Source organism: Brucella anthropi ATCC 49188, from assembly GCF_000017405.1.
Taxonomy (GTDB): domain Bacteria; phylum Pseudomonadota; class Alphaproteobacteria; order Rhizobiales; family Rhizobiaceae; genus Brucella; species Brucella anthropi.
Genome location: NC_009668.1, coordinates 668927 through 693208, shown reverse-complemented (window position 1 = coordinate 693208; position 24282 = coordinate 668927). Strand labels below are relative to the sequence as shown.

Below are 24282 nucleotides of genomic sequence, written 5' to 3'. Positions count from 1 at the left end.
ATTGACGTTACGCGTTTTCGTTCGTCACGATAACGGCTCTCCGCTATAACGTCAAAGAATACTTATCGACAGTTGCGACCTCGTGCAACATTTCGGAAAAAGGAACGCATCATGACAGTAGAAAAAGTAGCGATTGTAACGGCTGGCGGAAGCGGCATGGGTGCAGCCGCCGCGCGCAGGCTTGCGCAGGACGGTTTCAAGGTTGCAATCCTCTCATCCTCCGGCAAGGGCGAAGCGCTGGCACAGGAGCTGGGTGGCCTCGGCGTCACCGGGTCAAACCAGTCGAATGATGATCTGAAGCGCCTCGTAGACCTTGTTCTGGAAAAATGGGGCCGTATCGACGTGCTGGTAAACAGCGCAGGTCATGGCCCGCGTGCGCCGATCCTCGAAATTACCGATGAAGACTGGCACAAGGGAATGGACACTTATTTCCTGAATGCAGTTCGCCCGTCGCGTCTCGTCGTGCCGACGATGCAGAAGCAGAAGTCTGGTGTCATCATCAATATCTCGACCGCATGGGCATTCGAGCCGAGCGCCATGTTCCCAACCTCGGCGGTGTTCCGCGCAGGGCTCGCCTCTTTCACCAAGATTTTCGCCGACACCTATGCTGCCGACAATATTCGCATGAACAATGTTCTTCCGGGCTGGATCGACAGCCTGCCGAAGACGGAAGAGCGCCGGGCAAGCGTCCCATTGCAGCGCTATGGCAAGAGCGAGGAAATCGCGGCGACGATCGCCTTCCTCGCATCGGATGGCGCCGCTTATATCACCGGCCAGAATCTGCGCGTGGATGGCGGGTTGACGCGGGCTGTTTAAACTACGACTCGACGGTGAGCCGCCGCATGGCGGCTGCCGTTTCTTCATTGGCGGGGAAGAAGGTCTCGATGACCACTTCCGACAGCGTGATATCGACGGCGGTGCCGAATACCGTCGTCGCGCTCAAAAACTCCAGCGGGCCTTCAAGGCTGTCGATCCTGAGCGGAATGGCCACCGGATTATCAGTGACAGTCCCCCCACCCGAAGACACCGCGCGCGCGGGGACCGGATAGGATTTCAGTTCATCGAGAAGCGCTGCCAGACGCGGATCGGCTGAATTGTCCGCATCGCGGGCAAGGCGCGCAAGAATATGGCTGCGCCACTGCCGAAAATTCTGGATGCGCGGGGCCAGTCCTTCCGGGTGCAGGCTGAGGCGAAGCACATTCACCTCCCCCTGCAGAAGATGTTCCGCCACACCCTCGGTCAGAACACCTACCGCCTTGTTCGCCAGAAGCAGGGTCCAATGCCTGTCGATTGCAAGGGCCGGATGCGGGTTGTGTCCGTGCAGCAGGGCTTCAATCACGCTTCGCGCGGCGGCAAATTCCGGCGCTTCCAACCCTCGCTCGCCGTGAACGGGCGCATATCCGGCGGCAACCAGTATCCGGTTGCGCGCCCGCAGCGGCACGTCCAGATGTTCGACCAGACGCAGAACCATGTCGCGGCTCGGCACCGAGCGCCCCGATTCAAGAAAACTCAGATGACGCTGCGAAATCTCGGCCTCGACCGCCAAGGATAGCTGGCTGAAGCGGCGGCGCTGCCGCCATTCCCGGAGAAGCGAGCCGACTGTCTGTTGTGCTTCGGTCATAGGCTTGTCCGATCCCTTCAACGATTTGACTGCCCATCATGGCTGGCAGATGCATTCTGGAATGCGTCGCAAAATTCATAGCAACAATTACCTCTCACGTAATCGACCCCATAACGCAACAGGGCAAATATGCAGCCAGCCCGAAGAACGGGACGCCAAATTGAAAGGTCGATAGGATGAAAACCACACACCCAATATTTGCCCTCAAGCCAATCGTCGCAATCGATGCCATCACCTGCGCAGCGATGGGTGCCGCGCTTGTCACTGCCTCAGCACCGGTGGGCGAACTGACCGGAATTCCAGCACCGTTGCTTTACTGGGCAGGCGTACTGCTGCTGCCAGTGGCGGCCTTTATGGCCTGGGTGTCGCGGAGCACAAATCCTCCCGCATGGGCGGTAAACCTCGTCATTCTTGGCAATGGCGCATGGGTTGCTGCCAGCCTTTTCCTGCCTGTTGCAGGAATGATTGCACCCAATCTGTTCGGCTGGGTTTTTCTCGTTGGACAGGCCGCGGCTGTGACTGTGCTTACCTGGCTCGAAGTTCGTGCCGCCCGCATCCCTCAAACCGCATTCTGATCGAACGGAGACCTCAAATGACAGCTTATGCAATCGCGCAGCTTCGCAATGTCCGGGTCAATCAGGGAATTGTCGATTATCTGAAAGCCATCGATGGAACTCTCGCACCGTTCGACGGACACTTCATCATCCACGGCGGACCGAAGGACGAACTGGAAGGTTTGTCACCGGACGATCTGATCGTCATCGCTTTTCCCGATCTGGCAACAGCACGCAACTGGTATGCCTCGCCTGCCTAACAGGCGATTATCGAATGGCGCCGGCAGGGATCGGAGGGAGAGGTGTTTCTGATCGACGGCGTCGATAAAGATCACCGCGCCGCCGATATTCTATGAAGCCGAACCAATCCGGCGACAGTCTTCACACTGTCGCCGGATTTTCCGGTCAGGCCGCATAACGTTTGGTGCCATCCATCCAGGTTTCGCTGACCTTGATCTTGCCGATCTTCACATCGGGCGCAGTCGGGTCTTCTTCCAGAATGGCGAAGTCTGCGAACTTTCCGGTTTCCAGCGAACCGATCTGGTCTTCCATATGACACTGCCAGGCCGCATCGATGGTAACGGCGCGCAGCGCTGCATCCACCGGAATACGTTCTTCGGGGAAGAACACGTCGCCACCTTCGTTCATCACGCGGGTGACGGCATCCTCGACATAACGCAGCGGTTCGATCGGCGTCACGTTCCAGTCAGAATGAAGCGATATCTTGAGGCCCGCAGCCAGCGCGGAAGCACACGGATCATAGAAGCGGGCGCGCTCAGGCCCCAGAAGACGGTCGCGGAACGCCTTACCCCACCAGCGCACATGGCCGATCAGGAAGGACGGCGAAAGCCCCATATCCTTCATACGTACCATCTGTTCCGGGTGGAAAACGCTGCAATGTTCGATGCGATGGCGAAGATCGCTGTTCGAGGACTTTCCGAGAACGGCCTCGTAAGCATCCAGCACCATGTCGATTGCCGCGTCGCCATTGGCGTGAACGCCAACCTGCCAGCCGCCTTCATGCGCCCGGCGGATAACTTCCGTGACCTGTTCTAGGCTGTAGTTCAGCGCGCCACGTTCATCGGTGCCCAGATAATTCTCGCGCTGATAACCGGTCTGCGCCTGATTGGAGCCATCCGCCCACGCCTTGATGCCATCGACGCGGAAAAGATCGTTGCCGCGACCGGGCTTGATCCCCTCCTTTTCCCATTCATCCATGATCGTTGACACGAGCATACCACGATAGCGCACTGGGGCCTTGCCTTCGCCCAGAACCGCATCGAGGATTTTGAGATCCTGCGCACCGGCCATGATACCGATGCCGCAATCGTGCAGCATGGTGCAACCAACGGAGCTTGCATGATCCAGAAAACGCTGGACGCGACCGATCATATCCGCCGCCGTCGGAGACGGCATGACACCAAGGAATTCCTGTTGCGCCGCCATCTCCTCCAGACGTCCGGTCAGGTTGCCATTGGCATCCTTCACAAAGCGCGCGCCGGACGGATCAGGCGTCTCGCGGGTGATCCCGGCGGCCTTGAAGGCGGCACTGTTGGCATAGGCGATATGGCCGTTGCTTTCCTGCATGAAGAAAGGATTGTTGGGCGCAAGCGCATCCAGTTCGGCAATCGTCGGAATTTTGGCGTCACGGGTGATGCTGGCATCGAACTGCTGTGCGCGCACCCATTCCCCCGGCTTGGCATCCGCCACGCCTTTCTGCAACTTCGACCAGACGGTCGCGTAATCCGGTGTCGTGATCGGGCTGACATCGATCCAGTCCTCGAATGCCGTGAACACGAAATGCATATGCGGATCGATCAGGCCCGGCATCAGGGTGCGGCCCTGAAGATCCACCACCTGCGCTCCGGAACCGATGGCGGATTGCACGTCATCCAGCTTGCCGACGGCCAATATCTTGTTGCCGCGAATGGCAATCGCTTCGGCACGCGGCGCCTTGTCATTCATGGTCAGGATTGTCCCGCCCTTGAAGACGATATCACCCGCGGGTGCTGCAGCCTGCTGCGCGAACGCCATGCCCGGCGAAGAACAGGCAAAGGCCGAAGTCGCGGCGGCAGCGCCGAGATATTTGAGAAAATCGCGCCTTGAGGCCGTGGACCGCAGAAACGCCACCATACCCGGATTACAGGCTATACACATCTGAATATCCTCTTTACCGCCACAACAAAAAAGCCCTAGATCAAGTGGCAATTATTTTTGTATCGAGACGATACTTATACAATATTACAATTTATTAAATAGATATTATTGTTACTTTCATTAGTATTTACTAAAATAAACACTCTACAAGATGATCAATTATAAGAAATAAAGATAGACATAGATACATGTTTTGTCTTCGCGATTTCGTGTGCTCGTAACTTTGAGACTGCCTTTTGCGCGACAGACACGCACCCGAGCATCGAAATGCGCATTAAAAAAATCCGCCGCAAACCGACGGATTTCACAAAAATTCTCGCAAATTAGGGGGGCAATCAGCTGCGTTTGGTTTTTCGCTGCGCCCGCTTGGCTGTATTATGCGCTATGGCAGCTTGAACGAGTGCGATGAAGGCATCTTCGTTGACCTCTTCACCTTCGCTTATGTCCAGCGCGCGGCGCGTATTGCCTTCAAGACTGGAATTAAAGATGCGGGCGGGATCGTTCAGCGCTGAGCCATTGGCAAAAGTCAGCTTCACAACCTTCTTGTAAGTCTCGCCGGTGCAGATGATGCCGTCATGCGACCATACCGGCACGCCACGCCATTTCCATTCCTCAATCACGTCGGGATCGGCCTTCTTTATGAGCGCCCGCATTCGGGCGAGCGTCTCGCCGCGCCAGTCATCGAGCTCGACAATCCGCCCGTCAATAAGCTTTGAAGCGTCATTATCATCTGTCATGAAACCCCTCCCAGAGCGTCTTTCGATCTGCGCTCCAACCTACATTTTCTCACCCGGCAGTTGGCTTGCCTGTCTGATCCAGTCCGTCAGTTGGGCTTCATCCACATCGTCGTGCTCATGAATGTGGAAATAGCGCGTATCCTGGCTCTTGGATTCAACCGGCGGCATCGGCTTCAGCTTTGCGCCGCGAAAGAATGCAACCTTTATATATTTGTCGAAACAGTGATAGCTGAGGAACCACCCCTCTCCCTTCATTCCGTAGAAGGGGGAATTCCATTTGACCGCTTTATGCACATCGGGAACGGTACGCACGATGAGCGCATCCAGGCGGCGACCTGCTTCGCTTTTCCATCCCGGCATGGCGGCGATATAAGCCTGAACCGGCGCATCCCCTTCCCCTTTTGCAATCTGGGGATTGCCGCCCGACAAAAGTACCGGACCGTCAGGTTTTTTATCGGTCATTACGTTTCCTCCACTGATCGCGTCTCCCGCCGGTTCTTCGTTGCTGGGACCATACATCTCATCCGGTTTGCGACCAAGCTTTGGATGACGGGAAAGAACAACTCCCGTTTCAGCCATGTCTCGTGTAAGCAAAGCTGACCACATCAAACAAGCAGATGGCAATGAGACGATTTTTCCACCTCGCGGCACGCGGAATTTCTCTGGCATTTCTATCGCCAGGCCTGATGAACCTTGCTTTCGCGGAAGAAAATCTTCCTCGCCTTCTGCCAGAACCGGGCGTGAGCGCGCATATCGAAAGACGCAAAGAGGGTTATGTTCTGACCCAGCCCGATGGATCGAAACTCATTTTGCTGGATTCCGATTGGCTCAACGGACTGGACGGGCCTGTCAGCTTCGAAACCGGCGACTATGACTTCGATGGCTACACCGATTTTTCTTTGGGTGCCCGCGAAGCGGGAAGTCTCGACGTTGGCGCCGCGCTTTATCTCTATGATCCAAAAGCCAAAGCCTTTTCCCCACTGATTATTGAGGACGAACTTGGCGGAAAACTGAATTGCGGCGAGCTGTGGAATGTCGAGCGCATCCCGGAACGAAAGCTGATCAAAAGCAGCTGTAGTCTGGATGGGCATTATAACCGCGTCGACATCCTGTCGATTGATCGCGGCCAGACGGTGCGGCTTGTGGAACAATCGCGCCCGGAAGAGCAGATGTCTGGCTGGCCCTACCTGATGAAACCCATGCGCATGGTCACCTATGACGCACAGGGAAACAGCGTTCTTGAAATGCCTTTGGCACCGGATGAAACCGAACAAGGCTGGGAAGTCCCGCTGGAAAAGTTGACCCTATACAGCAATCCTGACCGGCAAAGCACCACAAAATCCTCTCTGGCCAAGGGCGACAAGGCACGCAAGCTTGTCTTTGCCGGCGATGGCTGGATGAAAATTGCCTATCAGGGTAAAACCGGGCCGCTGGAGGGCTGGATATCCCTGAAAGAAGCCTATGACCTTGCGACCTGGCAGGCGGAAAACGGGCAAAAACCGCAATCCTTGCAGCTCGGTCTCGCGGATTACAGCGATGTCGACAAGGATCAGGATTATTACAAGCACCTGTTCACGCTGACGCTGGCCAATGAAAGCCGCGAAGCCGTGGAACTCGGCTATGGTGAATTGCACCTGATTTTCACATCTGCCGACGGCCAGCAGACCACGCATAAGCTCTATGATCTCTTCAACAAGACCCTAGAGCCGGGAAAGAGCGAAACGCTCGACGATAATCCCGTACAGAAGCGCGGCGGGCAATTTGTGATCTATCACCCGGTCGGCGACGACGACGCCTATTCGCCGTTCTTTCCCGAAGGGCTGACTACAGGAAAATACAAGATCCGCCCCATCCTGACCGGCCCCAACCTGAAGAGCCCCATTTACGGTCAGGACGAAATCGAGATGGATTATCCACCCAAACTACCGGACAGCCTGATCGAACCGTGAGCTGGCACTCGCTTTGGCAAGGGCATCAAGAGCCATGCTCGCCGGCAGAGCCGGTGAAAACAGGAAGCCCTGCCCGGCATTGCAACCCAGTTTACAAAGCATGTCGCGATCTTCCTCGGTCTCGATCCCTTCGGCAGTGACCTTGATGCCAAGAGCATCGCCCAGCTCGACCATGGCGCGCACGATATGCTGATCGCCTTCGGATTCGGCAATGCCACGCACGAAAACCTTGTCGATCTTGATCTTGGTGATGAGGCCCTTCTTCAAGGAGGCGAAAGTAGCAAAGCCGGTGCCAAAATCGTCAAGTGCGATAGAGACACCAGCGCTCGACAGCACTCCGAGGCTGTCACTCATCCCGCGCTGATCGAAGGGAGCTTCCTCCGTTATCTCGATTTCAAGCATGGACATCGGAAGTTCGCGTTTTTCCATTTGGGACAGGATTTCGTGTGGAATACGCCCCCCCGCCAGTTCGCGAGGGGAAAGATTCATGGCAACTGTCAGATCGCTGCGCCCGCCTTCGGTGAGCTTGTCGATCATCTCGCAGCAATTGAAGAGCACATTATTCGTCAGCTGACGCACCACACCCACTTCGCACGCAACATCGATGATTTCCGGCGGGGGAATTGTGCCGTGCTGCGGATGATCCCAGCGCAGCAATGCCTCAAAACCAACCATGCGCCCACTGGAGAGTTGCACCACCGGCTGAAAGTAGGTTTGCACCTGCCCGGTTTCGATTGCAATGCGCAGGTCTCGCTCGATGCTTTGCTTGCGCTCCCACTCGTGCTGCAGACGCTTCTCGAAAAAATAATATTCGTTGCGTCCGCGTTTCTTGGCCGCATAAAGCGCGAAGTCGGCGCGCAGCAACATTTCGACCGGATCGAGACGCTCCAGCCGGCAAATGCCGACACAGGCGCCGATCTCCACCGACAGAATCCCCTCATAATGGGCGGTCAGACTGCCGATGATGCGTGCGGCCACCAATCCGGCCTCGATCTTGGCTGAAGGCTCGGGATAAGCGAGTACGAATTCATCACCGCCAATACGCGCCAGAACGGAACGCTCCGGCGAGACCTGACGGATACGCTGCGCAATGGCGACAAGGAGGTCGTCACCCACCTTGTGACCATAGGTGTCGTTGACGGACTTGAACCCGTCGAGATCGATCAGCATGACGATGAACGGGCCGTCTTTCACAGGATAGAGGCGAATGGAGGTTTCAAGGCCACGCCGGTTGAAGAGCCCCGTCAACGGGTCCTCCTGCGACTTGAGTGCCATTTCGTCAGCCAACTGCTTGGCTTCGTGTTTCAACCTGCTGGTCTGGATGAAGCGGTTCTGCCCCAAGAGTGCGCCACGCGTAAGCCCGAGCCAGAACAGAACAACAGCAACGGCAATCACGCCATATTGCAGGTCGGCTTGCAGGACCAGACACACCACCGTCACGACAAGCGGCGGCGTTATGAAATTGATTGCAACCGCGGCATAGGACGAGCCGTAGGTGACGGCGCCCGCGCAGATACCGGCCAGAATGACCAGATAGACCGACGATTGCGGATCAGAGAACCCATGGGAAAGAATGGCGACACCGGCCCAGACGAAACCGGCCAGTGCGCCAAACAGTTGAAAGCGGGCGAGCTGGCGCTGCAGAACCGCGATATTCTCAACTGGCGCAGCCGGGCTTCTATAATAGGCTATCGCATCGATGAGGCGCAGCGCATTGATGATATTGACCAGCGCGAACCAGATGATGGGCATCCAGAAATGCCCGGCAGCAATCTGGACCAGCAAAATGAGCACGGACAGAATCGTGCTGATGGGCATCGAGAAGCGCGCGCCGTCGCAAATCTCCCTGAGCTGGTCCGCAAGTATCTTGTCGGCTATCGGGCTGTCCTGCCTGCCATAGGCAGACCTGACCAGTTGAAGCCAATATTCAGTTCTCGACCCCATTTAAACGCCACCACTGGCCAGAGCACGTTCAGCTTTTTTCCAATCGGGACGCCCCTCGTGTCCTGATTAAAAAGGAATGACAGCAAACCTGCCCCCGACTGACAACTATAACATGCATACAATCTAAAATGCCAATGGTACGGCAGTTCAATCAAGACGATCACTTCGGCGGACAAGGCATACCATCGACATGCCGCTTGAGGCGCGCGCTCAACAATAGTTAGGGACGCGCCACCCGCAAACTACTCTGTCGACTGTTCTTCCGCCGTCAGCAGCAGCTTGTCGATGCGGCGTCCGTCAAGGTCAACGATTTCGAACACCCATCCGTTCTTGACGAAAGTTTCACCCACATCCGGCAGATGCTTCAGTTCCTCAAGCGCCAGCCCGGCAACGGTGTTGTATTCCGCATCGTCGTCAATCGGGAAACGCAAAAACTCCGAGAACTCGTCAATCGGCATCCAGCCCGAGACGAGATAAGAACCATCCGCCCGGCGCACGATAGCCTTTTCCTCGATATGGTCCTCCTGCATGGCGCCGATGATCGCTTCCATCACATCGCCCGCAGTAATCACACCTTCAAAATGACCATACTCGTCATAGACGAGCACCATATGCGTTGGCGTGCCGCGAATGGCTTCCACCACGTCGAGCGCATCGGAAAAGTCCGACACGACCGGAACATCACGGACGATCTCGCGCAGATTGACACTGCCCCTGGAGGACAGCTGATTGAAGAAGTCGCGCACCTGTAAGACGCCGATCACTTCATCGGAATCTTCGCCGCGCACAGGAAGCCGCGAACGGCTCGTATTGTGCAGTTGCAGGCGAATTTCATCGAAACTATCATCCACATCGACCATTTCGACATCCATGCGCGGCGTCATCAGCCCGCGTGCCGTCCGGTCCGCAAGGCGCATAACGCCTGCAATCATGCGGGATTCCTCCGTCTCGATCACGCCCGCGCTATGCGCTTCGGCCAGAACAGACTTGATCTCTTCGTCGGTCACGCCGTCGCTCGACTTGCCCGACTGGCCAAGCAGTCTCAAGACCAGACGGCCCGATGTATCGAGAAGCCAGACCAGAGGTGCAGCCATCTTGGACAGCAATGTCATGGTCGGCGCTACACGGCTTGCAACCGCTTCCGGCTCACGCAGTGCGATCTGCTTTGGCACGAGTTCGCCGACAATCAGCGACAGATAGGTGATGACCACGACCACCGAGCCGACGCCAACAGCATCGGCAAGGGCTGGCGACAAGCCTTGCCCAAGAAGCCAGCCCGACAAACGGGCACCCAGCGTCGCGCCGGAAAATGCACCCGACAGAATGCCGACCAGCGTGATGCCGATCTGGACGGTGGACAGGAAACGGCCGGGATTATCGGCAAGCTCGATGGCCATGCGGGCGCCGCGGCTGCCCTTGTCGGCCATTACCCTTAGTCGCGCTGGGCGGGAGGAAACCACTGCGAGTTCCGACATGGCGAGAACACCATTGAGGATCGTCAACAGCACGACCGTAATTATTTCAAAGTACAAAACTGCCCCTCGGGATCAGATAATCGGAATATAATGATAGAAAGGAACCGCCCCTCTTTCCAGAGGCCGCGACACAAAATACTGCGATACTGTCGGAATTGCAGTACTTATGTGCTCTCTTCTCGCCAGCAGAAGCTGCCTTTTCTCTTCTTTCCAGTAAATGATTCACGATGCAGGTAAAACCGCAAAACCATCGTCTGGTCAGGCCAATTAGGTTTAATAACTGAATTTCTGGAGAGCCAGTCCGCCATGTAGCGGGTTTTTTGCTGCTCGCGCAAAATTGGCTTGACCAGAAACCAGCAGGCTTCTACTTCTTCCATTCATAGGTGACGAAACTTTGCGCGAGGGAGGAAGCGCGATGGGAGGATTGCCGTCAGCGACTGCGCGCGCCGATACCGCGCCTATCTTGCTCAAGCTGGATTCCGTTTCCAAAGAATTTCCAGGCGTCAAAGCCCTGTCGAATGTCAGCTTCGAATTGCGGGCGGGCGAGGTTCATGCCGTCTGCGGCGAGAATGGTGCGGGCAAGTCTACCCTAATGAAGATCGTCAGTGGCGTCTATCAGCCGGATGGCGGAACGATCCATTATCGCGACCAGACTGTCCGCTTTGCTTCCACGCTTGAATCGGAAGCGGCGGGCATCGCCATCATCCATCAGGAACTGAACCTCGTTCCGCATCTGAGCGTTGCCGAAAACATCTATCTCGCTCGCGAGCCGAAACGCGGTTTCTTCGTCGACCGCCGCAAGCTGAAGCAGGACGCGCAGCACTGCCTCGATCGGCTTGGCGTCAAGATCGACCCGTCTGCACAGGTGCTGAACCTGTCCGTCGCCCAATGCCAGATGGTCGAAATCGCCAAGGCCCTCTCGCTCAATGCCTCCGTCCTCATCATGGACGAACCGACCTCCTCGCTGACCGAGCAGGAAGCGCAGCTTCTGTTCAAGGTCATCCGCGAACTGAAAGCGCAAGGCACCGGCATCGTCTATATTTCGCACCGTCTCGATGAAATGGCGGAGATCGTCGACCGCGTCACCATCCTGCGCGACGGACGCTATGTCTGGACCAAGGACTTTGACGCTGTCACCGTCGATGAAATCGTGGCCGGGATGGTCGGGCGCTCGCTTGATGAAAAGTTTCCGGAACCGACCCGAAAGCTGACGGAGGAAGTGATTTTCTCCGTCAGCGGACTGACGCGAAGCGGCCTCTTCGAGAATATCGGCTTTGAACTCCGGCGCGGAGAAATCCTCGGCTTTGCCGGACTGATGGGCGCAGGGCGCACGGAAGTAGCGCGGGCGATTTTCGGCGCCGATCCGCACGATGCCGGAACGATTGTGCTTGAAGGTGAGACGCTTTCCATCTCCAGCCCGCGCGACGCCATCGAGGCAGGCATTGCCTATCTGTCTGAAGACCGCAAGGCGCAAGGACTGGCGGTCAAGATGCCGGTCGACGCCAATCTCACACTCGCCAATATGGAAGCGGTCAGCAGCTCATATGGCGTGATCGATTTCGAGCGACAGCGGCAGGCGAGCCAGCGTTATGTCGATCTTCTCAATATCAAGACGCCGGGGCTGGCCCAGCCCGTTCGACTGCTTTCGGGCGGCAATCAGCAGAAGATCATCATCGGCAAATGGCTGTTCCGCGAACCGCGTATCATGTTCTTCGATGAACCGACGCGAGGCATCGATGTCGGTGCAAAGTTCGCGATCTACCAGATCATGGACGAACTGGCCGCAAGGGGCATCGGCATTGTGCTGATCAGCTCGGAGCTACCGGAAATTCTGGGGCTTTCGGACCGTGTGGCGGTCTTTCACGAGGGGCGCATCACCGCCGTCTTGAACACGGCCGCGACATCGCAGGAAGAAATCATGACCTATGCCTCCGGTCGGGGCCGGCAGGACAAATGAGGACGCAGTAATGGCCGAAATCACTACGGACAAGCCCCAGCAGACGGTAAAATCCAAGGGGCTCAGCGACCGTCAGAAGGATATCATCCAGAAATTTGCGGCTGTCGGCAGCCTTATCATTCTGGCGGCGATCTTTTCCGTCACCAGCAGTGCCTTCATGACCGTCAACAACGCGATGACCATCGCCTTGCAGGTGACGTCAATCGCGTTTCTCGGCATCGGCGCAACCTATGTCATCATAACCGGCGGCATCGATCTTTCGGTTGGCTCGGTTCTGGCGCTTGCCGGTGTTGTGGCCGCACTTGCGGTCAAGGATCTTTCGCTGCCGATCCCGCTCGCCATGCTGCTCGGCATATTGACGGGTTCGCTCTGCGGCCTCATCAACGGCGTCGTCATCACCAAGCTCAAACTGCCGCCCTTCATCGCCACACTTGGCATGATGCTGATCGCACGCGGTGTCGCGCTTCAGATCACCGGTGCGCGTGCCGTCTCCGGCCTTGGCGAATCCTTCGGCGTGCTGGGCAACGGCTCGCTATTTCGCATCGAGAGCATTGACGAACAGGGCTTTCCGGTCGTCACCTTCCCCGGCATCCCCTACCCGGTGGTGCTGATGATCGTGATCGCGGTCGTGGCCGCACTCGTGTTGAACCGCACCGTGCTTGGCCGCCACATCTATGCCATCGGATCGAATGCGGAAGCAGCGCGGCTTTCGGGCGTCAACGTCGCCCGTGTAACGGCCTTCACCTATGTCGTATCGGGAACACTGGCGGGTCTGACGGGCTGCGTTCTCATGTCCCGCCTCGTGACCGCACAGCCCAATGAAGGTGTCGCCTATGAGCTCGACGCCATTGCGAGCGCGGTCATCGGCGGCACTTCGCTCATCGGCGGTGTGGGTACGATTTCGGGCACGTTCATCGGCTCGTTCGTCATCGGAATCCTGCGGAACGGCCTCAACATGAATGGCATTTCCGCTTTCACACAGCAGATCATCATCGGCCTCGTCATTCTGGTCACCGTATGGATCGACCAGATGCGCAACCGCCGATGAAAGGGGAGACGGAATGTGTCAGGCATTCCGGAAAAGGGTAGAGCCAAGAGCTCGATAACAGGAGGAAAACATGCGTAGACTGGTTTCTGCATTGATGGCTTCGGCTTTTGTACTTGCGGGAGCGGCAAGCGCTTCGGCGGGCGAAATCGCCGTTATCGTGAAGACCGTGAATTCGACTTTCTGGCAGAACGTTCAGAAGGGTGCCGAAGCTGCGATCAAGGATTCCAAGGATCACACCATGACCTTCCAGGGTCCGGCGGCTGAATCGGCCATCGCCGATCAGGTGAACATGGTGGAAAATGCCGTGAACCGCAAAGTGGATGCAATCCTTCTTGCCCCGTCCGATCCGGATGCGCTGACGCCTGCCGTGAAGAAGGCGTGGGAAGCCCGAATTCCGGTCGTCATCATCGACTCGCAGCTCGCCGATGGCAGCGACAAATACTACCGGTCGTTCCTCGCCACCGATAACCGCAAGGCCGGCGAAGCCGCAGCCAAGGCCTTGATCGACAAGGCAGGCACGACCGGCAAGATCGCCGTCATGTCCTATGTTGCGGGCGCTGGCTCGGAAATCGGTCGCGTCGGTGGCTTCGTGGATTACATCAAGGCCAATTCCAAGCTGGAAGTCGTCGGCCCTTACTATTCGCAATCGCAGATGGCGACGGCGCTCAACCAGACCACCGACGTTCTGGCGGCCAATGGCGACCTCGTCGGCATCTTCGGTGCCAATGAACCGACCGCCATCGGCATGGGCCGCGCGATCAAGCAGGCAGGCAAGTCCGGCAAGCTGACTGCCATCGGCTTCGACGGCAATCAGGACCTTCAGGAATTCGTCAAGGATGGCACGCTCAACGCCATCGTCGTTCAGGGTTCCTACCAGATGGGCGAAAAGGGCATCGAAACCCTGTTAAAGGTGCTGAACAAGGAAAAGGTCGAGAAGGTTGTCGATACGGGCGCCGTCGTCGTCACCAAGGACAATATCGACCAGCCGGAAGCCAAGAACGTGCTCTACTAAAACATGGCAACAAAGCTGCGTGAAAAAGGGAGGCGAAAGCCTCCTTTTTTTGTTTTGTCGCGATTCTTATCCGGAAACCGTTTCACACTTTTCGGGATGCGCTAACGGCCATTTTGTTCGCGCCAGTTCTCAAACTTGCGCTCGGTCTCTTCTTTCGTGCACGGATAGAGGCCGACAATGGTAGCGCCGTTCAGCACTTCTTCCAGCACGAAATCCTCATAAGTTTCCATGCTGATACATTCGGTTGCGATTTCATCCGCAAGACCAGCCGGAATGACCATGACACCGTCAGCATCGCCAACCAGCACATCGCCCGGAAACACTGCCGCATCGCCGCAGGCTATCGGCACATTGATATCCACCGCCTCATGCAACGTGAGATTGGTCGGCGCAGATGGCTTTGAGCAATAAGCAGGCATATCAAGCTCGCCGATCCCGCTGACATCGCGAAATCCGCCGTCAGAAACAATGCCCGCCGCGCCGCGCAAGGCAAGCCTTGTCACGAGGATAGACCCCGCAGTCGCCGCACGCGCATCCTTGCGCGCATCCATCACCAGCACGTAACCGGGCGGACAGGTCTCTATCGCAACGCGCTGCTTGTGGTCCGGATTACGAAAAACCGTGATGGGATTCCGGTCCTCACGCGCCGGGATGTAGCGCAGCGTGAAGGCCTGACCGACCATGTTCTCGCGCTTGCGCGCCACCGGCAACACGCCCTGAATGAACTGGTTGCGCAGGCCACGCTTGTAAAGCGCCGTCGCAACGGAAGCCGTCGAAACCGTCTTCAGCTTGGCCCGCGTTTCCTCGGAAAGCACATAATCTGACATCGAAACTGCCTCTCAATAGATGACCGGTTCGTCGACAGAACGGCCGAAATCGGTTTTCAGGAAGTCGAAATCGCAGCCCTTGTCGGCCTGTTCAACATGCTTGGAAAAGACAAAGCCATAGCCGCGCTCATATTTGGGTGGTGGCGTCTGCCATGCTACGCGCCGTGCCGCCAGTTCCTCGTTCGAAACCAGCATGTTGAGGCTGCGGGCTGGAATGTTGAGTTCGACGATGTCGCCCGTCTTCAGCAGGGCGAGTGGTCCCCCGATGAAGGATTCCGGCGCAACATGCAGAACACAGGCACCGAAACTGGTTCCCGACATGCGCGCATCCGAAATCCGCACCATATCGCGCAGCCCAAGTTTCAACAGCGCTTTCGGCATGGGGATCATGCCCCATTCCGGCATTCCCGGCCCGCCCTGCGGACCGGCATTACGCAGCACCAGAACCGTATCCGGCGTCATGGGATAATCGGGGTCGTCGATGATCTTTTTCAAGTCGGGGTAACTGTCCGCGACAAGCGCCGGGCCACTATGGCGGTGAAAGCGGGGGTCGCAGGCAGCAGGTTTTATCACCGCGCCATCGGGGCAGAGATTGCCTTTCAGCACCGCAAGCGAACCTTCATGATAGACCGGATTGGAAAGCGGGCGGATCACGTCATCGTTCCAGATGTGAGCCTCATCCAGACCGTCGGTCAGCGGCTTGCCGGTCACGGTCACGGCCGAAGGATCGAGTTTGTCGCCAAGCTGCTTCATGAGCGCTCGCAACCCTCCCGCATAGTAGAAATCTTCCATCAGATAGGTCGTGCCGGAAGGCCTGATATTCGCGATCACAGGCGTCGTGCGTCCGATGCGATCCAGATCGTCCAGTTCCAGTGGCACGTCTGCCCGGCGCGCCATCGCGATCAGATGAATGATGGCATTTGTCGAACATCCCGTTGCCATCGCAACAGTGACCGCATTGGTTATTGCAGCAGGCGTCATAATCTTTTCCGGCGTCAGGTCTTCCCAGACCATTTCCACAATGCGGCGACCGCATTGCGTGGACATGCGCTGATGATTGGCATCCGCAGCCGGGATCGATGATGCACCGGGAAGCGTCAGCCCCATGGCTTCGGCAATCGCGGTCATGGTAGATGCGGTTCCCATGGTCATGCAATGGCCGTAGGACCGTGCGATGCCACCTTCAATCCCCTGCCATTCCTCCTTGGAAATGGTGCCTGCGCGGCGCTCGTCCCAGTATTTGAAGCCATCAGTGCCGGAGCCCAGATATTTACCGGCATAATTGCCGCGCAGCATTGGTCCGGCGGGCAGGAAAATGAACGGCAGTCCCATACTGACGGCCCCCATGACGAGACCCGGCGTTGTCTTGTCACAACCGCCCAAAAGCACCGCGCCATCGACAGGATGCGAGCGCAGAAGTTCCTCGGTCTCCATCGCAAGCAGATTGCGATAGAGCATGGTGGTCGGTTTCACGAAGTTTTCCGACAGCGACAATGCTGGCAACTCCATCGGGAATCCGCCGGCCTGCAGGACGCCGCGCTTGACCCATTCCACCCGATCCTTGAAATGCATGTGGCAAGGCTGGGCCTCGGACCAGGTGTTTATGATGGCGATGATCGGACGACCTTCCCAGTCGACCGGATCATATCCCATCTGCATGGTGCGCGAACGATGGCCGAACGAGCGTTGATCATCGGGCAGCATCCAGCGCGCCGAACGCAGATCTCCATAGGTCTTTCTGGTCATTTCCCTACCTTCCCGATCAGAAAATATCCCGAAGGGCGTAAAACGGCTTCGAGATGATATTCAAAACAAATATTCAGGAGTGCCTGCGCGATCACGTTACACTCCGTTCATCCGGGCCAGGGGGGCTCCTGCAACCGAAGCCTGCGCCAGAAATACGCCACCCGACCGAGGTGCGGCCTCCAGGGTCGCTTCCGGCAACTGGCGATGCGAGGTGATGGCCAGAAGTGTCAGGTCTGGTCCGCAAAAACAGGGCATCGTTGGAGCCGGAACCGGTACCAGAACCTTTTCAAGCAGATTGCCCTCGCGGTCGAAGCGATTCAGAATGCCAGCGGATACACCCGCGCTCCAATAAGCACCCTCAGCATCGCAGGCACCGCCATCCGGCCTGCCGCTTTGCTCATCGAGGTCACAAATGCGCTTGCGCCCACTAATCTCACCGGTCTCCGGGTCGAAGTCATAACGGTCGATCCACGGCCCGCGGGAATCCGTATGGAACATGGTTCTGCCGTCCGCCGTCCACGCCAGACCATTAGAAATCTCAAAACCCTCGGCCTTGACAGAAGCCTCGCCGTCCCATGTTACTCGGTAGAGCCGCGCGATGGCTTGCCGCTCAGGACGGCCATCCATGCTGCCGATCCAGAACGCACCGTCAGGACCGACCTTGCCGTCATTGAGGCGGGATGTTCCCGGCTCATCGTACCCCGCCCATAGCGGTTCACGGATGCCGGTTTCAGGATCAAACAGGACAACCTCACGTGAAAGCGCCACCACGAGACGTCCGCTTTCTGTCAATCCGAAGCTTGCTACCTCGCTTGTAAAGGACCATTCACGAAGCACACCTCTATCGGCGTCAATGTCGATTTCATATATGCGGCGCCCATAGATATCGCAGGCAAAAAGTGTTCCCCTGCGGTCATCCCAGACCGGACTTTCCATCAGTTGCCCGCGCAGATCGGCTATGCAGCGAAACGGTCCCATCATTCAGCTCCCGTCTTTTTCCGAATGACATCGGGATGACTGAATACGAAATCAGACAACTCCAATCCAAGACCCGCTCCTTCGAACGGATAGATCATGCCCTTCTCTATGCGCGGCATCACCGTCACCAGATCGCGATACCACGAGGTGTAATAGGCCCGCACAGATTCCTGAAAGATCGCGTTGGGCGCGTTGAGCGACAGATGGACGGAGGCCGCGAACACCACCGGACCAGTGCAGTCATGCGGCGCAATGGGGCGCTGGAATGCCTCGGCCATGGTGGCGATCTTCTTCGCTTCCGAAAGCCCGCCACACCATGAAATGTCGAGCATGACATAATCGGAGGCATCGGCGCGTAGGACATCGAGAAATTGCGCACGCGTCGCCATGGTTTCGCTGGCACAGACCGGAATGCCGGACTGGCGTGCGTAAACGGCCAGCGCCTGCGGGTTCATCATCTTGATCGGGTCTTCCGACCAGAATGGCCGGAAGGCTTTCAGTTCGCGCGCAATGGCCAGAGCCGACGTCAAGTCCCACATGGAGTGGAACTCGACCATGATTTCCATCCGCTCGCCGACCGCATCGCGTATCTGGCGAAACGGTGCCAGCGCCTTGTCGAGATCGCCGGCATGGATGAAATTTCCGCCGGATGCGACAGCGAACGGGTCGAAGGGCCAGATTTTCATGGCCGTGATGCCTTCCGACAGAAGGCTCTCAGCCAAGGCCCCTGCGTCGCGATGGAATGCGAGCTGGTCCTCGTAGGGCCCTTCCTTCGCCTCGTCGGCATCACCGATATATCGGCGCGCGCCGCTTTTGTTATAGGTGTAGCCCGCGCAGGTATTGTAGGTGCGGATCGATTGTCGAGACAGGCCGCCGAGCAGCTGGTGGATCGGCTGGCCAGTCACCTTGCCGAATATATCCCAGAGCGCGATGTCGATTGCCGAGGCTGCCCGAATTTCCACGCCCGACGAGCGAAAGCCGACATAGGACTCCAGCAGCAGTTTGGAGATGCGGTCGATCTCCAGCGGGTTCTGGCCGACAAGCAGCGGCGCGATATCGCTATGGATATAAGCCGCAACTGCATTTGCGCCGCGAAATGTCTCGCCAAGGCCGACAATGCCATCGTCGGTATGGACCTGCACCCACACTATGTTGTTGAGGTGCGGAAGCTGCACCGTTTCAATAGCGGTGATTTTCATCCTGTTGTGCCTCAATGCGCGGACGGTTGACGGTTGCGCGCAACGATCTGCGTCGGATTGACGAAACGCAGCGCCAGAAGCAGCCACACCAGAGAGGTGACCATGTAAATGACCGCCATGGCGTCGATCGACTGGACGGAGCGTACCCCGGCAGCGAACACCGAATAATAGAGCGCCACAACGAGCGTCTGCGATGTCGGCCCTGCGGTCAGGAAGGTCAGCTCGAACATTGCCACCGTGCGCACCAGAACCAGAAGCATGGCCGCGAGCACACCCGGCATCAGCATGGGCAGAAGCACATGGATGAAGAGCTTGAACGTGCCCGCACCGAACACGCGCGCTGCTGCCTCGACCTTCGGGTCGATCTGCTCGATGAAGGGGATCATCACCAGAATGACGAAGGGCACAGTCGGCACGAGATTGGCGAGAACGACGCCCCAGAACGTGCCGCCCACCCCGAACTTGTAAAGCACGGTTGCCAGCGGAATGCCGAAGGTTATCGGCGGCACCAGAAGCGGCAGCAGGAAGATCAGAAGCACAAGCTTCTTGCCGGGAAAATCGCGGCGCGCCATGGCATAAGCCGCCGTCACGCCCAGAATGCCCGACAGGATCACCACAGCAAAGACGACCTGAAAGGTGACCAGCAGCACCTGATCGAGCTGGAACTCGGCCCAGGCCGCCGCATACCAGCGTGTGGTAAACGCATCGGGCAACCATGTGCCGAGCCAGCGCGTGCCGAAACTCGAAACCACCACAGCCGTGATAACCGCCAGAACATTCAGCACGAAGAAGCCGGTCACAAGCCAGACAAGGGTGATCCAGAGCTTGGAAAGGATGGATGTATCGCGGATCATGACTATCCCTTTCCGCCTGCGGTGGAACCGCGATAGAAGAGCGAACGCACCCCGAGAAGCGCGCCGACGACGAGCAATTGCACTGCCGCCATGATCATGGCGATGGATGAAGCCATGGAGTCGTCATATTGCTCGAAGGCTGCCTGGGCTGCGGCGATGGAGATCACGCGCGTAGGCCCCGAAGGCGCGCCCAGCAGGACGGCGGACGGAAACACGGCAAAGGCTTGCACGAAGGTGAGACAGGCGGCCACGACCAGCCCTGGCACCAGCAGGGGCAACATGACGTAGCGGAAACGTTGCCAGCTATTGGCGCCATGCGTGGCAGCGGCGCGCTCCAGCGCTGGGTCGATGCCGGTTATGTAGGAAAGCGTCAGCAGGAAGGTGAACGGAAAAACCGTGATGACCAGAGATGCAAAGACGCCCCAGTAATTGTTGGTGAGCTTCAGCGGGTTGTCGATCAGGCCGATATAAATCAGCGTGCGGCTGAACCAGCCCTGCGGCCCCAGATAATTCAGAAGGCCTTCCGCAATCAGAACCGTGCCGAGCGTCACCGGCAGAACGAGGATCGTGGTCAGCAGGCGCTGGCGCGGCATCAGACGCACGCGCATGGCAATTGGAACCGCGAAAAGAACACTGATGACGGTGACGGGAACCGCAAGCCAAAGCGTCGCGCCGATGGTCTTGTAAAGATAGGGATCGGAGAAGAACTTGTGGTAATTGGCCAGTGCACCGCCGCCATCAATTGGATTGAAGGACAGAACTAGCCCGTAAAGAAACGGATAGATGAATACACCCACCACAAAGAGCAGCGCGGGCAGGATCAGAAAGGTGACGCCGTCGAAGCCGTGATTTGCAAGCCGTTGTCGCAAACCGGGCTTAAGCGGTGCATCCGCGTAGGTCTCAGCCACCATCGCTCAGCCCTCCGCCGGGAAAACCAGCGCATGACCAGCATCGACGCCCAACACGATACCACTGCCGGGCTCCACGCCCTGCGGCCCATGAAAGATCAGCTCCATCCCGGTTTCGGTGCGGGCTGTACCGACATATTCGCGCCCTCGATATTCGATGGTCTCGACGGTCGCCTGCAGGTCATTGCGATGACCCGAACCGGACACGACATCATCGCCGCGTGCCATCAGCACGGCATCGTCACCCGGCTCAAGCCCATCCATCGCACGGCCAACGAGTTCGTTTCCCGCGACGGAAATGATCGCCTGCCCGTTCTCGACGCGCACGACCTTGCCTGGCAAGGCGTTGCGGAAACCCATGAAGGCGGCGACATCACGATAGCGGGGCTCTTCATAAAGCTCGTGCGGTTTGCCGACCTGACGGATTTCACCGTCGCGCAAGACCACGATGCGGTCGGCCAGCGACAGGGCTTCGTCTTGATCGTGGGTCACATAGATCGTCGTTGAGCCGAGCTGGTTATGGATGCGGCGGATTTCGGCTCGCATCTCAAGCCGCAACTTCGCATCGAGATTGGAAAGCGGCTCATCCATGAGAACCACCGGCGGCTCGATGACGATGGCGCGGGCAATTGCCACGCGCTGCTGCTGGCCACCGGAAAGCTGTCCCGGCAGTTTTTCTTCCTGTCCTTGCAGGCGCACCAAAGCCAATGCAGCGCGTGCACGTTTTTCTATTTCGCTTTTTGCCAGACCGCGCATCTTGAGACCGAACCCGACATTTTGCAGGACATTCATATGCGGAAACAGCGCATAGTTCTGGAACACCATGCCGAAACCGCGATCCTCCGGCTTCAACTGGTCCACGCGCCGTTCATCGATATAGATGCCACCGCTCGTCGTGCCGAGAAGTCCGGCGATGCAATTGAGAGCCGTCGATTTCCCGCAGCCGGAAGGTCCCAGAAGTGCGATGAACTCGCCTTTCCGGATTGTGAGGTTGATTTCCCTCAGCGCATTGAAAGTTCCGAATGATCGGCTCATCCGGTCGAGCCGGAGTTCTTGAAAGGACATTGACACAAGCACCATGATTTAGAATTGGCGACTATCAGCGGCCAGTGGCGAGCCCTTCACGGCCCACCACCCAGCCTTCGGTCAATCAACCAGCGGCGACCTCTTCGTCCCAGCGGCGGAATGCAGCGACCAGCGCCTCCGGTTCGAGCGGCAGCTCGATCGGATTATTTGCAATCCAGTCGGCATACTCCGGACGGCCAAACTCCGCGATGATGTTCTGGCTTTCCTTCGGCGCCATTTCGATGGTGACGTCCTTCACAGCAGGACCCGGATAGAAATAACCGGCATCGTAGGAATAGGCCTGCTGGTCGGGCTTGAGCGAGAACTTGATGAACTCCATCAGCACTGCGATTTTTTCCTCGGACACGCCCTTGGGAATGGCGAAGTAATGCGCATCGCAAACCCAGTGGAAGCCTTCCAGCTTGCTGACGCCCATTTCCTTCGGCACCACACCGAGCGCACGCGGATTGATGTCCCAGCCAGTGGTGGTCACCGTCATATCGCGCGTGCCTTCACCCAGTTCCTTCATGAGCGCGCCCGTACCTGCCGGGTAGTATTCAATATTCTTGTGCAGCTCCTTCAGATAGGCCCAGGTTTTGTCCCACCCCTTGACCGGGTCCTTCGGATCACTATCACCCAGAAGATAGGGAAGCCCCATCAGGAAGGTGCGCCCCGGACCGGAATTGGCCGGGCGAGCATAGATGAACTTGTTCGGGTTTTCCTTCGTCCAGGCCAGCAGTTCTTCAGCGGTCTTGGGCGGTGTCTTCACCTTGTCGGGGTGATATTCAAGAAGGGGGCCAGATGGATAATAGGAAACCACAACGCCCTTGCCCTTCGACATTTCCTGCATACGCCATGCGGGTTCAAGATAGATATCCTGAAGATTCGGCAAGCCGTTATCCGGCAACGCGATGATGTCGGTCCATATGTCATCGGCAAGTCCGGCGGAAAGCGCATCCGGCCCGACGATCACCATGTCGATATCGATGCGGTTGGCGCGCTGTTGCGCCTTGATTTTCCCCGGTAGTTCCGGCGCCGGTGCCTTGTTGAAGGTAAAGCGCGAAACCAGCGCTTTCTGCTCGGCAGCGAAATTGTCGAAGATCGGCTGGGTCAGAGCAAGATTGCCTGCAGCATCGATGACGTTGAGCGCCACCGGCGAAGACGGCAGTTTCGCCGACTGTGCCCATACGCCTTTCGGCAGCATGATACCCATGCCAGTTGCAATTCCGGCCCCCGCCATGAATGTACGACGTGAAATTCCCTTATTCATGTTCTCCTCCACTTTTTGGTTTCCGGTGCGCCCCTCTTCTCCCTGTCAGGACGGCCGGGTTTCATTTGTCAGACAATGCCATCAGTCTCCCAGCCCGAGACGATTGTCTGGAGCACCTCGCGATCATTCGCTTCAAGCTGTGGCAATCCGGGTAGTCGCACTTTTCCGACCTCAAACCCCTGAATTTGCAACGCTTCCTTCACAACAGTCACGTTCGCGCCATTACGGTACTTGGTGCGCATGGTCTCGAAATCGGCAATGCTTTCGACTACCGCCCGCGCTTTTGCGAAATCTCCCGCTTCCAGCGCATTCCAGACCGCCAGCGAACGCTTCGGTGCAACATTCACGAGGCCAGAGGTAAAGCCGCGGCCACCAAGGGCATAGAAAGGCAAGGCCCAGCTTTCCGCCAAGCCGCAGATCCAGGTCGCATCCATGCCTTTTGTCGCCCGACAGCATTCGAAGAAGAGCATCGTGTTTTGCGATGCAAACTTGACGCCTGCGACCTTGGCATGGGTCGCAAGGCGCACCATTTCATCGAGCGGAATCAGATCCGAACGGATATAGGCAACGATTGGCAAGTCTATGGCTTCGGCAATCGCAATGAAATAATCCACCTGCGCATGCGGCGCCGCAAAGGGATCAAGCGGATGATGGATCATCACGCCATCGGCACCTTCGGCTTGTGCTGCTTGTGAAATCCTGATCGCATCACGCACGGAACGGCCAGCTGCGGCTGTCACTGCAGCCTTGCCATTTGCCGCTTTCACCGCGATAGCCTGCAAGCGGATGACCTCATCCACAGTCATGCTGTAGAACTCGCCCGTATTGCCGCCGGTAACAATATTATGCACACCGGCGCCGGCGATCCGCTCGACAATTTTCGCCGTCAGCGCGTCATCGATTTCACCATCTGTATCATAGGCAGTCGCGTGCACACCCGAAATGCCCCGAAGCACCCGGCGGTATTCCGCTAGATCCATT

At 57.6% G+C, this 24282-nt stretch carries 23 protein-coding genes; 7 read left to right on the top strand and 16 right to left on the bottom strand.

The genetic code is table 11. The features are described from left to right. Positions 1-111: 111 nt before the first annotated feature. Positions 112-816: an SDR family oxidoreductase gene (locus tag OANT_RS17380; protein ID WP_012092789.1), complete on the top strand. Its 705-nt coding sequence runs from the start codon at positions 112-114 to the stop codon at positions 814-816. 1 nt (position 817) lies between these two features. Here OANT_RS17380 and OANT_RS17375 read toward each other — a convergent pair whose 3' ends face one another. After that, complete coding sequence (locus tag OANT_RS17375) at positions 818-1621, bottom strand: helix-turn-helix domain-containing protein (protein ID WP_012092788.1); 804 nt, start codon at positions 1619-1621, stop codon at positions 818-820. A 176-nt stretch (positions 1622-1797) separates the two neighbouring features. Between OANT_RS17375 and OANT_RS17370 the strand changes: the two genes are divergently transcribed. Continuing rightward, positions 1798-2196: a hypothetical protein gene (locus tag OANT_RS17370; protein WP_012092787.1), complete on the top strand. Its 399-nt coding sequence runs from the start codon at positions 1798-1800 to the stop codon at positions 2194-2196. A gap of 17 nt (positions 2197-2213) precedes the next feature. Continuing rightward, positions 2214-2435 (top strand): DUF1330 domain-containing protein, encoded by a 222-nt coding sequence (locus tag OANT_RS17365; protein ID WP_012092786.1) that lies wholly within the window; start codon positions 2214-2216, stop codon positions 2433-2435. Positions 2436-2580: 145 nt separating this feature from the next. Here the strand turns inward: OANT_RS17365 and OANT_RS17360 are convergent, their stop codons facing one another. The 3 genes from OANT_RS17360 to OANT_RS17350 all read right to left on the bottom strand — a co-directional run bounded on the left by OANT_RS17360 (position 2581) and on the right by OANT_RS17350 (position 5531). Continuing rightward, the gene (locus OANT_RS17360) at positions 2581-4332 is read right to left on the bottom strand and encodes an amidohydrolase (protein ID WP_012092785.1); all 1752 of its coding nucleotides are present in this window, start codon (positions 4330-4332) and stop codon (positions 2581-2583) included. Between the two features lie 335 nt (positions 4333-4667). Continuing rightward, a complete protein-coding gene (locus OANT_RS17355; RefSeq protein WP_012092784.1) occupies positions 4668-5069 on the bottom strand; it encodes a DUF1801 domain-containing protein in 402 nt (133 codons plus the stop codon). 39 nt (positions 5070-5108) lie between these two features. Beyond that, positions 5109-5531: a DUF1801 domain-containing protein gene (locus tag OANT_RS17350; RefSeq protein WP_012092783.1), complete on the bottom strand. Its 423-nt coding sequence runs from the start codon at positions 5529-5531 to the stop codon at positions 5109-5111. Between the two features lie 224 nt (positions 5532-5755). On the opposite strand from OANT_RS17350, the gene OANT_RS17345 reads away from it, so the two are divergent. Continuing rightward, the gene (locus OANT_RS17345) at positions 5756-7018 is read left to right on the top strand and encodes a hypothetical protein (protein ID WP_235823025.1); all 1263 of its coding nucleotides are present in this window, start codon (positions 5756-5758) and stop codon (positions 7016-7018) included. On the opposite strand, the gene OANT_RS17340 is transcribed toward OANT_RS17345, so the two are convergent. The 3 genes from OANT_RS17340 to OANT_RS26500 all read right to left on the bottom strand — a co-directional run bounded on the left by OANT_RS17340 (position 6992) and on the right by OANT_RS26500 (position 10814). Next, the gene (locus OANT_RS17340; RefSeq protein ID WP_012092781.1) at positions 6992-8962 is read right to left on the bottom strand and encodes a putative bifunctional diguanylate cyclase/phosphodiesterase; all 1971 of its coding nucleotides are present in this window, start codon (positions 8960-8962) and stop codon (positions 6992-6994) included. The two genes, OANT_RS17345 and OANT_RS17340, sit on opposite strands and share 27 nt — an antisense overlap. 242 nt (positions 8963-9204) lie before the next feature. Next, a complete protein-coding gene (locus OANT_RS17335) occupies positions 9205-10494 on the bottom strand; it encodes a hemolysin family protein (protein WP_012092780.1) in 1290 nt (429 codons plus the stop codon). A gap of 107 nt (positions 10495-10601) precedes the next feature. Continuing rightward, the gene (locus OANT_RS26500; protein WP_144243784.1) at positions 10602-10814 is read right to left on the bottom strand and encodes a hypothetical protein; all 213 of its coding nucleotides are present in this window, start codon (positions 10812-10814) and stop codon (positions 10602-10604) included. Positions 10815-10852: 38 nt separating this feature from the next. On the opposite strand from OANT_RS26500, the gene OANT_RS17330 reads away from it, so the two are divergent. The 3 genes from OANT_RS17330 (at position 10853) to OANT_RS17320 (ending at position 14454) form a co-directional block, all read left to right on the top strand. Then, a complete protein-coding gene (locus tag OANT_RS17330; protein ID WP_012092779.1) occupies positions 10853-12394 on the top strand; it encodes a sugar ABC transporter ATP-binding protein in 1542 nt (513 codons plus the stop codon). 10 nt (positions 12395-12404) lie between these two features. After that, positions 12405-13442, top strand: a complete 1038-nt coding sequence (locus OANT_RS17325) for an ABC transporter permease (protein WP_012092778.1) — start codon at positions 12405-12407, stop codon at positions 13440-13442. A gap of 70 nt (positions 13443-13512) precedes the next feature. Then, a complete protein-coding gene (locus OANT_RS17320) occupies positions 13513-14454 on the top strand; it encodes an ABC transporter substrate-binding protein (protein WP_012092777.1) in 942 nt (313 codons plus the stop codon). A gap of 101 nt (positions 14455-14555) precedes the next feature. Here OANT_RS17320 and OANT_RS17315 read toward each other — a convergent pair whose 3' ends face one another. The 9 genes from OANT_RS17315 to OANT_RS17275 form a co-directional block, all read right to left on the bottom strand. Then, a complete protein-coding gene (locus OANT_RS17315) occupies positions 14556-15281 on the bottom strand; it encodes a ribonuclease activity regulator RraA (protein WP_012092776.1) in 726 nt (241 codons plus the stop codon). A gap of 12 nt (positions 15282-15293) precedes the next feature. Next, the gene (gene araD / locus OANT_RS17310) at positions 15294-17027 is read right to left on the bottom strand and encodes an L-arabinonate dehydratase (protein WP_012092775.1); all 1734 of its coding nucleotides are present in this window, start codon (positions 17025-17027) and stop codon (positions 15294-15296) included. Between the two features lie 96 nt (positions 17028-17123). Next, on the bottom strand, positions 17124-18008 hold the full coding sequence (locus tag OANT_RS17305; RefSeq protein ID WP_012092774.1) for an SMP-30/gluconolactonase/LRE family protein: 885 nt from the start codon (positions 18006-18008) through the stop codon (positions 17124-17126). Continuing rightward, on the bottom strand, positions 18005-19204 hold the full coding sequence (locus tag OANT_RS17300) for a mandelate racemase/muconate lactonizing enzyme family protein (protein ID WP_012092773.1): 1200 nt from the start codon (positions 19202-19204) through the stop codon (positions 18005-18007). Before OANT_RS17300 ends, OANT_RS17305 begins: the two co-directional genes overlap by 4 nt. Before the next feature lie 11 nt (positions 19205-19215). Further along, positions 19216-20058 (bottom strand): ABC transporter permease, encoded by an 843-nt coding sequence (locus OANT_RS17295; protein ID WP_012092772.1) that lies wholly within the window; start codon positions 20056-20058, stop codon positions 19216-19218. Between the two features lie 2 nt (positions 20059-20060). Next, complete coding sequence (locus OANT_RS17290; RefSeq protein ID WP_012092771.1) at positions 20061-20969, bottom strand: ABC transporter permease; 909 nt, start codon at positions 20967-20969, stop codon at positions 20061-20063. A gap of 3 nt (positions 20970-20972) precedes the next feature. Then, complete coding sequence (locus OANT_RS17285) at positions 20973-22046, bottom strand: ABC transporter ATP-binding protein (protein ID WP_172488812.1); 1074 nt, start codon at positions 22044-22046, stop codon at positions 20973-20975. 70 nt (positions 22047-22116) lie between these two features. Continuing rightward, on the bottom strand, positions 22117-23271 hold the full coding sequence (locus OANT_RS17280; RefSeq protein WP_231771617.1) for an extracellular solute-binding protein: 1155 nt from the start codon (positions 23269-23271) through the stop codon (positions 22117-22119). A 98-nt stretch (positions 23272-23369) separates the two neighbouring features. Continuing rightward, positions 23370-24281 carry a dihydrodipicolinate synthase family protein gene (locus tag OANT_RS17275; protein WP_010658534.1) on the bottom strand — a complete coding sequence of 304 codons (912 nt, stop codon included), beginning with the start codon at positions 24279-24281 and terminating at the stop codon, positions 23370-23372. Between the last annotated feature and the right edge of the window lies 1 nt (position 24282).